This window comes from Lwoffella lincolnii (assembly GCF_002014765.1).
Classification (GTDB): domain Bacteria; phylum Pseudomonadota; class Gammaproteobacteria; order Pseudomonadales; family Moraxellaceae; genus Psychrobacter; species Psychrobacter lincolnii.
Genome location: NZ_MUYT01000001.1, coordinates 180,035 through 194,101 on the forward strand (window position 1 = coordinate 180,035; position 14,067 = coordinate 194,101).

Sequence of the window (14,067 nt, forward strand, 5' to 3'; positions counted from 1 at the left end):
TTTATTAAGCTTTCACTTAATTCAGCATCAAGCTTTTGTACTTTTTAGCATACACCTTTTAGCATGGCTTTTAAACACACACACACTTTGGGTATTATTGGGCATAAAAAGCATTAAAACCATTAAGCACATCATGGCTTGCCACATAAGACAGCCATGATGCTCAATGAAAACCAGCGGATATCTTAATCAAACTTTAAGATTAGTTTGGCTTGGTTTTTTTTGCTTTTGCCACATCATCTGCACTGAGTTGACCGCCTTTGTTACCAAAGCTGTTAAGCGTGTAGGTGATGACATTGGCAATCTGTTGGTCGCTCAGAGCAATCGCAGGCATGACGCTTTCATATTGGCTGCCATTGACGGTAATCTTACCAGACAATCCATTTGCCACGATGCTGGCAGCACGAGCGTGGTCGGCGTTCAGATAGTCAGAGTTGGCAAGCGGTGGGAAAGCGTTTGGTACGCCTTTACCATCAGGTTGGTGACAAGCAGCACAGTTAGAGTCATAGGTTGCCTTACCTGCTTGAATCTGCTCTTGTAAGTTGGCTGGTGCAGGTATTTTGGGTGCTTCTTGGGTGTCAATCGCTTGTGCTGCACCCTCTGGCAGATAGACAGCGTCTGTTTGTTTGTGTGAATAAATCTCATGATTTTCTTCACCTTCCACCTTAAGTATGCCCAATGCCCCTTTGTTAAAGGCACGGAAGATGGCATGGTCAACCAAGACATAATCACCCGGCACATCCACCTTAAATTCAGTGATGGCAGCACCACCTGCTGGGATTAGCGTGGTTTGGATATTGTGGTTAACGCCATTGCCGCCCTCAAAGTGAACTTTATCAAAAATCTCACCAATGACATGGAATGATGATGTCAAATTCGGGCCGCCGTTACCCACAAATAAGCGAACAGTTTCGCCAACCTTGGCTTTTAGAGCATTTTCACCAGTCAACGCCCCCACCGAACCATTAAAGACAACATATTCAGCATCTTCTCGAATGGCTTTTTCCATATCAAAGGGCTGTAGACCTTGTTCGCCATATTTGCCTTTGGTATAAAAATCGCCTTGCATGACATAGTATTCTTTGTCTACTTTTGGCAAGCCCTCTTTTGGTTCAACCAAAATCAAGCCATACATGCCATTAGCAATGTGCATGCCAACAGGGGCAACCGCACAGTGATAGACATACAAACCAGGCTGTAAGGCTTTAAAACTAAAGGTTGATGTATGACCCGGTGCGGTAAATGACGCTTCTGCCCCACCGCCTGGCCCTGTGGCGGCGTGAAAGTCAACATTATGGGGCATTTTTGAATCTGGGTGGTTTGAGAACTGCACTTCGATGGTGTCGCCTTCACGTACACGAATCATCTGCCCTGGAACTTGACCGCCAAATGTCCAAAACTGATATTCCACGCCATCTGCCAGACGCATGACTTTTTCAACGGTTTCCATTTTTACCACCACTTTGGCGGGGTGGTCACGGTCAACAGGTGGTGGCACTTCTGGTGCATGCGTAACAATGGCATCAATGACAGGCAACTCGCCTTGATGTTCTTGTGAGGCAGCATTATCTGCCTCTGCCGTCTTGGCAGCAGCATCTACCGTGCTGCTTTTTGGCTGGGCGGCTTTGTCCGCTTGATTGCTACAACCGCTGAGCATCAATGCACTTAAGGCACAAATTAAGGTTGTTTTTATCAAAATAGGCTGAGACATATGGGTTCTCCTTATAGAAAGGTTGCCTGTAATTTTCTTCAATGCCATCAATAAAAATAAAAAGCACAGAAAGGTTAAAATGCCTAGAAAAGGCACTTAAAATACATGTCAAACACATGTATAATGCCATATCCTTAACATGTATTTTAAATACATTTTTCTTAAAAGTAAACAAATTTTTCAATCTTTTTACATCAATGTTTTATCATGTAAATTAATTGTCATTGAAAACAATAATGATTGTTATTAATTTTTAAATTTGCTAGAATTCCTAGATTTTTTGCTTGAGTTTGCATGGATTTAATTTGCATGGATTGAGATTGGGCGTTTTAGATTGAGCGTTTTAAATTGACCGATGGCGTGTCAAGATGAACATGGTTGCAGAGTGTGATTATGAGATTAACTCAATACAGTGATTTTGCGTTGCGTGTGCTGATTTATTTGGCGACCATGCCCAATGATGATGAATTGGTACGCATTGATGACATTGCCAAAAGCTATGGGATTTCTAAAAATCATTTGACCAAGGTCATTCATCAGTTGAGCAAGCTTAAAGTCATTGACAGTGCGCGGGGTAAAAACGGTGGCATTCGCTTGGCAATGCACCCCAAAAACATCAATGTTGGTAGTATCATTCGCCAAACAGAGCCAGATTTTTTTGTGGTGGCGTGTTTTGCTGATGAGCCAGCACAAGATGATGTGATGACAGATAATTTGATAAAAATCAAAACTTTGGATTTGTCTGTGGGGCAGCCCGCCCTGTCTTGTGTCATCTCACCTGCTTGTCATTTAAAGCAGGTTTTTGCCGAAGCCACCAAGGCATTTTTGCAGGTTTTGGACAGCTATACGCTGGCGGACATCATCAGCAACACCGATGAGCTAAGGCACTGTTTGTCTTTATATGATGGGTAGTTTGCTCATTTGCGGTCAATGATGGCTGGATTTATTCAAACCACTATCAACCATAAAAAATCCCCCAACGATTTTGGGGGAATTTTGTTGATAAGAACGAATACTTTGGACATCACATGAGGGTTAGTCTGTGATGGGTGTGTCATGTTTTGGGTGTTTTGGTGATTGACCAAATACCAATTTGACCACCTGTAAAGCGATGCTCACGCCACCGATGATAAAGACCACATCACCAAAGGTACGCACCCAACGCAATGTTTCTAAAAAGTCTTGTTGTAAGAAGCCTTCACTTCTGGCATACCACAAGCCTTCGGTGATAGACGCATAGGCTTGATAGATACCAATTGGCAACAAGCTGGTAAAAATCATCAGTAACAGGCCAAGGTTTAATCCCCAAAAGCCAGTTTTCATCAATTTATCACTGAAGCGATATTCAGGACGCAAATAACGCACAATCAACAGCACAAAGCCCAATGCCAAGAAGCCATACACGCCAAATAAAGCTGCGTGAGCGTGGACAGGTGTGGTGTTCAGACCTTGCAGATAAAACAGTGAGATGGGTGGGTTAATCATAAAGCCAAACACACCTGCTCCCAACATGTTCCAAAATGCCACGGCAACAAAGCACAGCACAGGCCATTTTAAACGCTCCATCCATTTGGCATGGCGTTGCATTGACCAGTGTTCATAACCTTCGTAACCCAAGACAATCAAAGGCACCACTTCCAAAGCACTAAATGACGCACCGATTGCCATGATTGGCGTGGTTGTGCCTGTGAAATATAAGTGATGGAATGTGCCAGGCACACCGCCCAATAAAAACAAGGCAGCTGATGCAATTGAAGAGCCTGTGGCGATTTTTTTGCTCACCAAACCTAAGTTATAAAAAATAAAGGCAATGGACACGGTGGCAAAGACTTCAAAGAACCCTTCTACCCATAAATGCACCACCCACCAACGCCAGTATTCCATGATGGCAATCGGGGTATGTTCACCGTAAAACAAGCCTGAGCCATAAAATAAGCCCACACAAACCACAGAAGCAACAAAGATGAACAACAGATTCTTATCGCCTTCACCTTTAAAGCCAGCCAGCACACCACGCAACATCAAGACCAGCCAGAATAACACCCCAACCCATTTTAGGATTTGCCAAAAACGCCCTAAATCAATAAATTCATAGCCTTGATGACCAAACCAAAAGTTAAGATGAGCAGGCATGATGTGAGCGATGGCAAGGTATTGACCGATGTATGAGCCAACCACCACAATGATTAACGCCACCCATAACAAATCCACCCCAAGCTTTTGATATTTGGGGTCTTTACCGCCATGAATGATGGGCGTAACAAACAAACCGATTGCCAAAAAGGCGGTGGCAATCCAGAACAAGGCAGATTGAATGTGCCAAGTACGAGCCAAAGAATAAGGGATAAAATCAGACACAGGAATGCCATAGAAGTCTTGACCTTCAATGGTATAGTGAGCCACAAAGCCCCCTAAGAATATCTGCACCACAAACAACGCCACCACCAAAAAGGCGTATTTGGCTAAGGCTTTTTGTGAGGGTGTCAGCTCAATTAGGCTTAATGGGTCTTGTTTTGGTACGGTTAATTTAATGTCATCTTCTTCTTGTTTGTGCAAGAATGCCCAACCCCAAATCAAAAGACCAATGCCCGCCAATAAGAACACCACACTGGCAATCGACCACATCACATTTTCAGCGGTAGGCACATTGTCAATTAAAGGTTCATGCGGCCAGTTGTTGGTATAAGTGGCAACCGTTCCTGGGCGATTGGCGGACGATGTCCACGCTGTCCAAAAATAAAAATGAGCCAGATTTTGACGAGCCGTCAAATCAGGCAATGTGTTATTTTTCATGGCAAAACTTTCACGAGAGCTGGCAAGCTCTGGGGTGTCGCCATATAAATCAATGTAATAAGGTGCAACTTGGTTAATCGCTGCTATGCGAGTGTCGGATAACATCACCGTGTTGTCTGACCCCATGCCACTGCCACGGTACTCTTCTTTGAGCTGTTGTTGTAAGCCCATTTTTTCAATGCTGGTCAGCTCATCAAACGCCTTGCCATGCTCGGCTTGGGCTTTGATGTTAAGCCATGCAACCAGCTCACGATGCAACCAATCGGCTGTCCAGTCAGGGGCTTGATACGCACCGTGGCCATAGACTGAACCCAACTGCATACCGCCTGTTGATTGCCAAGCGGATTGACCGTCTAAAATGTCTTGTTTTGTGATTAAAGTTTGACCTGATGAGTCAACGAACTTATCAGGAATGGGTGGAGTGGTGCGGTAAATCTCAAAACCGCCCCAACCCAATAAGGTAAAGGTAACGAGCAATGTGATGATAAGCCCCCACCAATGTTTTTTATATTCACCCATGACCATATTCCTCATATTGTTTAGGTGGTATGTGTTGCTTTTTAACGTCATAACGGTCAGATTGACAGGGTGATGTCTTTATGCAGACGGTTATGGTGTTAAATTCATTATCAATTAACCATCATTCATCATAATTACGATAAAATAAAACAACTGACATAAAATGACAGATGATGAATCATTAAAGATGATTGAAGTATAACATGTATTTAAAATATATGTTAATATTTTCCATCAAGATTGTGATGTATTGTAAGTAAGCACTGATTTATTTTGTGAGAATATGTATGCAAATTTCTTTACCCAAATCACCCCCAAAATCGCCACACCCCATTTTAAACCTAGGCTTTCGCATCTTTTTTGTGAGTGCCAGTGTGTTTGCGGTGCTGAGCATGTTGGCGTGGTATGCCTTGTTACATGGGCATGTCAACTTGGTCGATGCCCAAGGTTTGCCCCTTAAAAATGTGCCAATGGCATTTTATTGGCATGCCCATGAAATGCTTTATGGTTATGCCTGTGCGGTGATTGCTGGGTTTTTATTAACCGCCGTGAAAACGTGGACAAGCCAGCCAATGCCTTATGGTTGGTCGTTATTTGGTATTTTTTTACCGTGGGCAATGGCTCGGTTGATGTGGTTGGCTCTGCCGTTGGTCAGTGCTGATGCCACACTGGTAACGGTGGTGATGTGGCTGGCTGGTTTGATGGACATGCTATTTTGGACGTTATGCACATTTGCGGTCATTCGCCCTGTATGGAAGGTTAAGCAAAAACGTCAAATTGGCATCGTGGCGAAGCTGTCATTATTATGGGTTAGCCAATTGTTGTTTTATGTGGGTGTGTTGATGGGGCAACTGAGCTTACAAAAAGTGGGGCTGTATTTGGGGTTGTATTTGATTATTGGTGTGGTATTGACCATTGGCAGACGAGTATTGCCGTTTTTTATTGAGCGTGGGGTTGATGAAGAGGTAACACTAAAAAATTCAGCGTTGTTGGATAAATTAAGCTTGGTCAGTTTTTTTGTGTTTATGCTGGTTGATGTGTTTTGGGGCAATGCGTGGTTACTTAGCTTGAGTGCTTTGGCAGTGGCAGTGATTAATGGCTTGCGATTGTTGGGCTGGCACACCAAAGGCATTTGGAAAAAGCCGTTATTGTGGTCGTTATATGGGGCGTTTATTGCCATGTGTTTGGGTTTTGTGTTGTTTGCCGTCCAGCCTTGGCTTGGCTTTAGCCACAGTTTACCTGTGCATGTGTTGGCGTTATCTGGCATCGGTTTGATGACATTGGCGATGATGAGCCGTGTCAGTCTTGGTCATACAGGCCGTAATATTCATCAGCCATCACCTTGGGTAACGGTGCTATTGCTATTGATGACGACGGCGGTGGTCATTCGTGGGCTGTTACCGATTGTGCTGCCCAATCACTACATGACCTTGATTACGCTGTCGCAAGGGCTATGGGTGGTTAGCTTTGTGATTTTCTTGGTCATTTATTTGCCAATTTTGTCTAAACCAAGACCTGATGGGTTGTTTGGTTGATGCTCATTCATGGCTTTGTCAAAAATTTTTTGCTGATTGCCTTTGTTAAAGGCACGCATTTACGCTAATATGTTTAAGCTTATGTTTTTAAGCGTATGTTTCTTTTTTATTTTAATGGCTGGTGAGAGAAATCATGTCAATAAATTCTCCGTTAAAATGGTCCGATAGCCTAGAGATTGGCATTCAATTGGCGGATAAATTTCCCGAAACTGACCCACAATATGTTCGTTTTACCGATTTGCATCGTTGGGTAACCGAACTGGATGGTTTTGATGACAATCCCAATGCGTCCAATGAGCGAATTTTAGAAGCCATTCAAATGGTCTGGATAGATGAAGCGGATTAATAAAACAGATTGACGGGAGATGATAATGACCATCGTCTATCAAGTAAATAAAAAGGTGAGTCTTGAGCAGTTTGTTTTTGTATTAACTGACAGCACCTTGGCCAAGCGTCGCCCAACAGATGATGCCAGTGTCATGCAAGCCATGCTGGACAATGCTGATTTGACCGTAACCGCTTGGCAAGAAGAGAAACTGGTGGGCATCGCTCGCTGTGTGACCGACTTTGCCTACTGTTGCTATTTATCGGATTTGGCAGTCAGTGAACACCTGCAACATCAAGGCATTGGCAAAAAGCTCATTGCGTTGGTAGAAGAGCAATTGCCAAAAACTTGTAAGCTGATTTTGTTAGCATCACCCAAAGCATCAGAATATTATGGCAAAATTGGCTTTACACAGCATCCAAGGGCATGGGTAAAATCCTGATTAAAAATGCCAAAATATGACACGACACCTAATCACAGCACATAATAAGGGACAAACTCACGTTGACTTATATTGTCGCCAATGACGGCAGCGAATGGCGGTTAAGTTATTTGGCAACTTAAGTTATTTAGCAACTTAAGTTATTTAGTAACCAGGCTTACCATGCTCACTACTTAAGCATCAGCTTGGGTACGGATTGTCCACGTTTGGCATAAAATGCGGTTACAAACGCATCAAAGCGATTTTCTTCTATTGACTGACGAATGCCCGCCATTAGGCGTTGATAATACCTTAGGTTATGAATGGTGGCAAGCTGAGCCCCCAGCATTTCTTTACATTTGTTGAGATGATATAAATAAGCACGGCTAAAATTTTGACAGGTATGGCAGTCGCATTCTGGGTCAAGGGGGCGTTCGTCCGTACGATATTGGCTGTTACGAATACGCACCACACCTTGATTGTCAGGGTTGCCTGTTACAAAGTAGTGGCCGTTGCGAGCGTTGCGAGTGGGCATGACACAATCAAACATATCTACGCCACGGCGTACGGCTTCTAAAATGTCTTCTGGTTTGCCCACGCCCATTAAATATCTGGGTTTATCACTGGGCATGTCATTGGGTAGGTAGTTGAGTACCGCCATCATCTCTTCTTTAGGCTCACCAACCGATAATCCACCAATGGCATAGCCATCAAAGCCAATGTTAAGTAGCCCATCTAATGATGTCCGTCGCAAATCTGGATACATACTGCCTTGAATGATGCCAAATAAGGCATTGTCATTGCCCAGTTTGCGATGTTCATCAACACATCGTTGCCCCCAACGCAATGATAACTCTAGCGATTTTTTGGCTTCATCATGGCTGGCAGGGTAGGGCGTGCATTCATCAAACTGCATGACGATGTCAGAATTTAAACTGTATTGGATTTGCATGGATTTTTCTGGTGATAAAAACACCTTTGCCCCATCAATGGGCGATTTAAAATATACGCCCTCTTCGGTGATTTTACGCATTTGACCAAGGCTAAACACTTGAAAGCCACCCGAATCGGTTAAAATGGGCTTATCCCAATGGATAAATGAGTGCAACCCACCAAACTGGTCAATGACATCTGTGCCAGGGCGTAACCATAAATGAAAGGTATTGCCTAAGATGATGTCTGCTCCGATGTCGTGAATGTCACGGGGTAACATGCCTTTGACTGTGCCGTAAGTGCCAACAGGCATAAAGGCAGGGGTTTGTACATCACCATGATTAAGATGAACCGTGCCACGTCTGGCTCGGCTGTTGCCAGTGGCAGTTTTATGTAGGGTGAATTGCATAAAGTGTCTTTTATCCAATAAAGTTAAAAAAATAAAAGTTAAAAAAATATGAAAGGCAGATTTTGATGATAAATAGCTCATCACAACAGCTTCGACAGCATCAAGCTGGGTCTGATTGGTGATGTTAAGTTTATTTATCAAGGGGCTGTTTATCAAGGGGCTGTTGCCCACTTCACCTTGAAAGTCATGCGTTGCGACGAGTTGTTCAGTTTAGCATATTTGTTCATATGTGTTCATTGATGGTGATTGACAGTGATTTACGTCAGTTTATCCAACAGCATCGCATCGCCATAACTAAAAAATCGATATTTCTGCTGAATGGCGTGTTGATAGGCGTGTTCAATTTGTGTTTTGCCAGCAAACGCTGAGACCAACATCAATAACGTGGATTTTGGTAAATGAAAATTGGTTAATAGTCTGTCAACAACTCCAAACTTAAAGCTTGGATAAATAAAAATATCCGTATCACCTGCCCATGCTGATAACGTTGGTTTATCAAAACTGGCAGTTTTTTGAAAAGCCGTTTCTAACACTCGAGTCACGGTTGTGCCAACCGCCACTACTTGACCACCATTGGACTTGACTTGGTTAATCAAATCAGCCGTCATTTGGGGTAATTCGGCATATTCACTGTGCATTTTATGACTTAAAATATGATTGGTTTTGACAGGGGCGAATGTACCAGCACCAACGTGGAGCGTAACAAAAGCCGTGTTCACCCCTTTTATGTTTAATTGATTGAGAATGTTATCGTCAAAATGTAGACTGGCAGTTGGGGCAGCAACACTTGCCATTTTTGTGGGGTCAAAAAATACCGTTTGATACCGTTGGTCATCACCATCATCTGCACGTCTGTCAAAATAAGGAGGAATGGGTAATTCACCATGTTGCTCTAAATCTGGCAAAACTGGTTTGGTAAATCCCACCACAAACAGATTGTTTTGTCGTGCCAATACTTTGCCTTGCATGTGTCCGTTCGCTAATATGATGTGTTGTTCTAATTTGGGTGCTTTGCTGGCTTTGATGTGGCATAAGGCAAGGTATGGGTAGGTTTTATGATGTTCTTTATTTTGTAGGCAGGTCTGTAGGCAGGTTGCATCAACTGTATTTTTATTTTTGCCAAAAGCAGAATTGCCAAAAGCAGGGTTTAAAATGGGGTCAATGCGTTCTACCAATACTTCTATTTTACCACCTGTGTCCTTTTGCCCAAACAGACGAGCTTTCATGACCTTGGTGTCGTTAAACACCACCAAATCACCTTGATTTAATAAACTGGGTAAGTCAGCAAATTGTTTGTCTTGGGGCTGTTGATTGGCAGGCAAATATAACAGCCGAGAAGCTGACCGCTGAGCCAATGGATGGCGAGCAATCAGTTCATCAGACAACTCATAATCATAATCATTGACTCTTAGATAATTGACGCTTGGGTTATTGATGCTTGGTTGATTGACGCTTGGGTGGCGGTCAGGTGAGTGCATGGCAAAATCTCAGTGGATACAATAACAAAACGGTTTATTTTAGCAAATCTTATCCATTACTCAAGATAAAACGCCGCCATATTAACGCTTTCACATTGATGTGTGTGATTGGCGATTTGTGGTGGCTGGCTTTTTTGGTCAACTGGCTAGGTTGGTTATCTGATGAGATTATGAGTATAATGTGCCATGTTGTACAGGTCTATTGTGCATGTCCGTTGTATGTTTTTATCAAAACCACGCTACCAGAACCCCAAGAAAATACGAAAAATAGCCACCTTATGTCCACTTCTATCTTGACCCATGCTTTCACTGACGTCTTTGCCCATATCAACGAACAGATATTTCCCATTCATCATAATGAAAGGCGCTGGCTGTCTCCAACTGATGGGGCGATTGGCAGTTTATGGTTGGCAAGTTTGACCAAACTTAGCACCAATGACGTGGCAAATCGCCTAAAAGTGGTGGTAACACGAGACCAAAATCAACTGAACCAGATTGAGACAGAATTACGGTTCTGTGGTATCGATGCCCATGTATTCCCCGATTGGGAAACCTTAAGTTATGATGAGCTATCACCACATCAAGACATTGTCAGTGAACGCATCAACCTATTAACCGACATGCCCACTGATGGCATTTTATTGGTGAGTGTGCAGACTTTAATGCAACGGGTTGCACCGCCCAGTTGGCTAATTGGACAGCATTTTGATTTGCAAGTGGGGCAAATATTTGACATTGAGAGTCAACGGCAGATGCTTGCCAAAGCAGGTTATCGGGCGGTGGATAATGTGTTTGAACCAGGGGAGTTTGCCATTCGTGGCAGTGTCATTGATATTTTTGCCATGGGACAACCGTTGCCGCTGAGACTGGATTTGTTTGATGATGAAGTGGATACCATGCGATTTTTTAATCCACAAACTCAACGCACTTTAAGCCAACAGGATTTAACCGACATGATGTCAGGCAAAGGTGAATGGGCAGACAAAGAGAATAATCTGTCGCCATTGCATAAATTACCTGATTTGTCTAAGCCATTGAGCAGTTTTCAGATTTTGCCTGCCAAGGAGTTTCCGTTAGAAGATGGCAAGGAGACGTTTCGCAACAACTTTGCTGCCATGTTCCCAAATACCAGCAGTCGTAAGTTTGAGCTGTTTCATGATGTGATGCAAGGCTTAGCCCCTGCTGGTGTGGAGTATTATCAGCCGTTATTTTTTGACTCAGACAATTGGCATGATGAAGGCAATCTATTTGCTTATTTGCCCAGTGATGCCCTGTTTATTCTTGATGAACAAGCACAAATACAGGCTGAACAATTTTTTGCACAAATCAGTGGTCGTTATGAAGAGCGTCGCCATGACATTGATAAGCCCATCGTTGCTCCCCGGCAGTTGTATCTGCCGATTGATGAACTCAATGGTAAGCTAAAATCCTTTGCCAGAGTGCTGTTGTGTGAAGAGCGACAGCAACTTGAATCTGGTCATGGGCAGGTGGTGTTTGAGCAAGTTGCCAAACCGCCAAGCTTGTCTGTTAATCACCATAAGCCTGAGCCGTTGGAAGAGTTGCTTAGATTTGTTAATGATAATCCGATACCAATTTTGTTGGTGGCAGAGACCGCAGGGCGGCGAGAGATATTGTTAGATTTGTTAAAAGATAAGCTGAATATTAAGCAGTTTGCTCACTTCGCTGATTTTTTGCAAATGGGTGCTGGTCAGTCTGATTTAGTTGGTATGACGGTTGCTCCGCTTGAGCGTGGTGTGTATGTGCCTAACCGCCTTGCCATCATCAGTGAGACACAGTTATTTGGCAGACAGGTGTTGCAAACTCGTCGGCGTCGTCAGTCTGATGTGTCTGAAGAGTTTTTAATCAAGTCGGTTACTGAGATGAGCATTGGCAGCCCTGTGGTGCATATTGAGCATGGTATTGGACGCTATCAGGGTTTGACCACGTTGGCGTTGGGTGGCTTAGATGATGGGGAAGATGAGCAGGAATTTATCCACTTAAAATACGCTGAAGATGCCAGCATCTATGTGCCTGTTACCAACTTACATCTCATCAGTCGTTACAGTGGCGGCGACCCAGCCCTAGCACCACTACATAAGATTGGCAGTGGCAAATGGGACAAAGCCAAACAAAAAGCCCTAGAACAAATCCACGATGTGGCGGCTGAGCTGTTAAATATCCAAGCTCGCCGAGATGCCAAAGTGGGCATTCATTTTACCGTTGACATGCCAGCTTATGATTTGTTTGCCAGTCAGTTTGCCTTTGAAGAAACGCTTGACCAGAGCAATGCCATTGCTGCTGTGATGCACGACATGAAGCAAAACAAACCCATGGATAGGCTGATTTGTGGTGATGTGGGATTTGGCAAAACTGAAGTGGCCATGCGAGCGGCGTTCATTGCGGTCAATGCTGGCTATCAAGTGGCGGTTTTAGTGCCTACCACCTTGCTGGCAGGGCAACACACGGATAATTTTCTTGACCGATTTGCTGATTGGCCCATCTGCATTGAATCACTGTCTCGATTTGGTGGTAAAAAACAACAAGATGCCACCTTAGAAGGCTTAGCAAATGGTACGGTGGATATTGTGATTGGCACGCATAAGTTGCTACAAGAAGATGTCAGATTTCACAACCTAGGCTTGATGATTATCGATGAAGAGCATCGTTTTGGTGTCAGGCATAAAGAACGCATCAAAGCCATGCAAGCTGATGTGGACTGTCTGTCAATGACTGCCACCCCCATTCCACGGACGCTAAATATGGCACTGTCTGGCATGAGAGACATGTCCATCATTGCCACACCACCTGCTCGCCGTTTGGCGATTAAGACCTTTGTCATGCAAAAAAATGATGCCTTGATAAAAGAAGCCATCTTGCGTGAACTGCTTCGTGGTGGGCAGGTTTATCTGTTGCACAATGACGTTGCAAGCATTGAACGCATGGCACAGACTGTCCGTGAGCTGGTGCCAGAATCCCGTGTGGCGGTCGCTCACGGACAGATGAATGAACGCCAGCTTGAGCAAGTCATGAGCCAGTTTTATCATAAAAAACATAATGTATTGGTCTGCACCACCATCATTGAGACAGGCATTGATGTGCCAAATGCCAATACCATCATCATTGAGCGAGCTGATAAGTTTGGACTGGCACAACTGCATCAGTTGCGTGGGCGAGTGGGGCGAAGCCACCATCAAGCCTATTGTTATTTGCTTGTACCTTCTATCAAAGGACTCAAAGGTGATGCCAAAAAACGCCTAAATGCCGTTGAGCGAGCCAATACCTTGGGGGCAGGATTCATGCTTGCCAGCGAAGATTTGCAAATCCGTGGGGCGGGTGAATTGCTTGGTAAACAACAATCTGGCAACATGCAAGCCATCGGTTTTAGCTTATACATGGACATGCTAGAGCGAGCCACTAAGGCCATCAAGGCTGGTAAAGAGCCTGACCTAAACACACCACTGTCTTTGACCAGTGATATTAACCTGCACTTTAGCGCTTTAATACCAGAATCATATTTGGCTGATGTGCATCAGCGATTGCTGTTTTATAAACGCATCAGTAACGCCAATGACAAAGATGCCCTAACCGATATCCGTACGGAGATGATAGACCGATTTGGGGCATTGCCCATTCAGACCAAACAGCTGTTTGCGGTGCATCAACTCAGATTATTGGCAGAACCATTGCAGGTGAGTAAGATTGATGCTAACCATCGTTCGGTGTTGATGGAATTTTTACCCAACACCCCTGTGCAAGCCATCAGCATCATCAACCTGATACAATCAGAGCCAGACAAATTTAGAATGAATGGGGCAACAGGCATCAAAATGACTGATGATAAAGCCCTTGCTACCCCTGAAGGTCGCATTAAAGTGGTCAAAGGATTGCTTGAAAAATTGCAAAATAAGGTATAATTTTTTTTAATCTATAATTATGATGAGAT

The 14,067-nt window shown here is 43.8% G+C and carries 9 protein-coding genes; 5 read left to right on the forward strand and 4 right to left on the reverse strand.

Annotation, left to right across the window (positions count from 1 at the left end; translation table 11 throughout):
* Window positions 1-202 precede the first annotated feature (202 nt).
* On the reverse strand, window positions 203-1,711 hold the full coding sequence (gene nirK / locus B0682_RS00900; RefSeq protein WP_078306214.1) for a copper-containing nitrite reductase: 1,509 nt from the start codon (window positions 1,709-1,711) through the stop codon (window positions 203-205).
* 393 nt (window positions 1,712-2,104) lie between these two features.
* On the opposite strand from nirK, the gene B0682_RS00905 reads away from it, so the two are divergent.
* Window positions 2,105-2,623, forward strand: a complete 519-nt coding sequence (locus tag B0682_RS00905) for an Rrf2 family transcriptional regulator (protein ID WP_078306215.1) — start codon at window positions 2,105-2,107, stop codon at window positions 2,621-2,623.
* Window positions 2,624-2,746: 123 nt separating this feature from the next.
* On the opposite strand, the gene B0682_RS00910 is transcribed toward B0682_RS00905, so the two are convergent.
* On the reverse strand, window positions 2,747-5,023 hold the full coding sequence (locus B0682_RS00910) for a nitric-oxide reductase large subunit (protein WP_078306216.1): 2,277 nt from the start codon (window positions 5,021-5,023) through the stop codon (window positions 2,747-2,749).
* Between the two features lie 287 nt (window positions 5,024-5,310).
* On the opposite strand from B0682_RS00910, the gene B0682_RS00915 reads away from it, so the two are divergent.
* The 3 genes from B0682_RS00915 (at window position 5,311) to B0682_RS00925 (ending at window position 7,325) form a co-directional block, all read left to right on the forward strand.
* The gene (locus tag B0682_RS00915) at window positions 5,311-6,558 is read left to right on the forward strand and encodes an NnrS family protein (protein ID WP_078306217.1); all 1,248 of its coding nucleotides are present in this window, start codon (window positions 5,311-5,313) and stop codon (window positions 6,556-6,558) included.
* Window positions 6,559-6,691: 133 nt separating this feature from the next.
* The gene (gene iscX / locus B0682_RS00920) at window positions 6,692-6,904 is read left to right on the forward strand and encodes a Fe-S cluster assembly protein IscX (RefSeq protein WP_078306218.1); all 213 of its coding nucleotides are present in this window, start codon (window positions 6,692-6,694) and stop codon (window positions 6,902-6,904) included.
* Between the two features lie 25 nt (window positions 6,905-6,929).
* Window positions 6,930-7,325, forward strand: coding sequence for a GNAT family N-acetyltransferase (locus tag B0682_RS00925; RefSeq protein ID WP_078306219.1), 396 nt, complete (start codon window positions 6,930-6,932; stop codon window positions 7,323-7,325).
* A gap of 169 nt (window positions 7,326-7,494) precedes the next feature.
* Here the strand turns inward: B0682_RS00925 and tgt are convergent, their stop codons facing one another.
* A complete protein-coding gene (gene tgt / locus B0682_RS00930) occupies window positions 7,495-8,646 on the reverse strand; it encodes a tRNA guanosine(34) transglycosylase Tgt (protein WP_078306311.1) in 1,152 nt (383 codons plus the stop codon).
* Window positions 8,647-8,903: 257 nt separating this feature from the next.
* A complete protein-coding gene (gene queA / locus B0682_RS00935) occupies window positions 8,904-10,124 on the reverse strand; it encodes a tRNA preQ1(34) S-adenosylmethionine ribosyltransferase-isomerase QueA (protein ID WP_078306220.1) in 1,221 nt (406 codons plus the stop codon).
* Window positions 10,125-10,402: 278 nt separating this feature from the next.
* Between queA and mfd the strand changes: the two genes are divergently transcribed.
* A complete protein-coding gene (mfd, locus tag B0682_RS00940) occupies window positions 10,403-14,038 on the forward strand; it encodes a transcription-repair coupling factor (RefSeq protein WP_078306312.1) in 3,636 nt (1,211 codons plus the stop codon).
* Window positions 14,039-14,067 lie beyond the last annotated feature (29 nt).

Coding starts and splice junctions, on each gene's coding strand:
- nirK (WP_078306214.1), bottom strand. CDS start 1,711: ATGTCTCAGCCTATTTTGATAAAAACAACCTTAATTTGTGCCTTAAGT.
- B0682_RS00905 (WP_078306215.1), top strand. CDS start 2,105: ATGAGATTAACTCAATACAGTGATTTTGCGTTGCGTGTGCTGATTTAT.
- B0682_RS00910 (WP_078306216.1), bottom strand. CDS start 5,023: ATGGGTGAATATAAAAAACATTGGTGGGGGCTTATCATCACATTGCTC.
- B0682_RS00915 (WP_078306217.1), top strand. CDS start 5,311: ATGCAAATTTCTTTACCCAAATCACCCCCAAAATCGCCACACCCCATT.
- iscX (WP_078306218.1), top strand. CDS start 6,692: ATGTCAATAAATTCTCCGTTAAAATGGTCCGATAGCCTAGAGATTGGC.
- B0682_RS00925 (WP_078306219.1), top strand. CDS start 6,930: ATGACCATCGTCTATCAAGTAAATAAAAAGGTGAGTCTTGAGCAGTTT.
- tgt (WP_078306311.1), bottom strand. CDS start 8,646: ATGCAATTCACCCTACATAAAACTGCCACTGGCAACAGCCGAGCCAGA.
- queA (WP_078306220.1), bottom strand. CDS start 10,124: ATGCACTCACCTGACCGCCACCCAAGCGTCAATCAACCAAGCATCAAT.
- mfd (WP_078306312.1), top strand. CDS start 10,403: ATGTCCACTTCTATCTTGACCCATGCTTTCACTGACGTCTTTGCCCAT.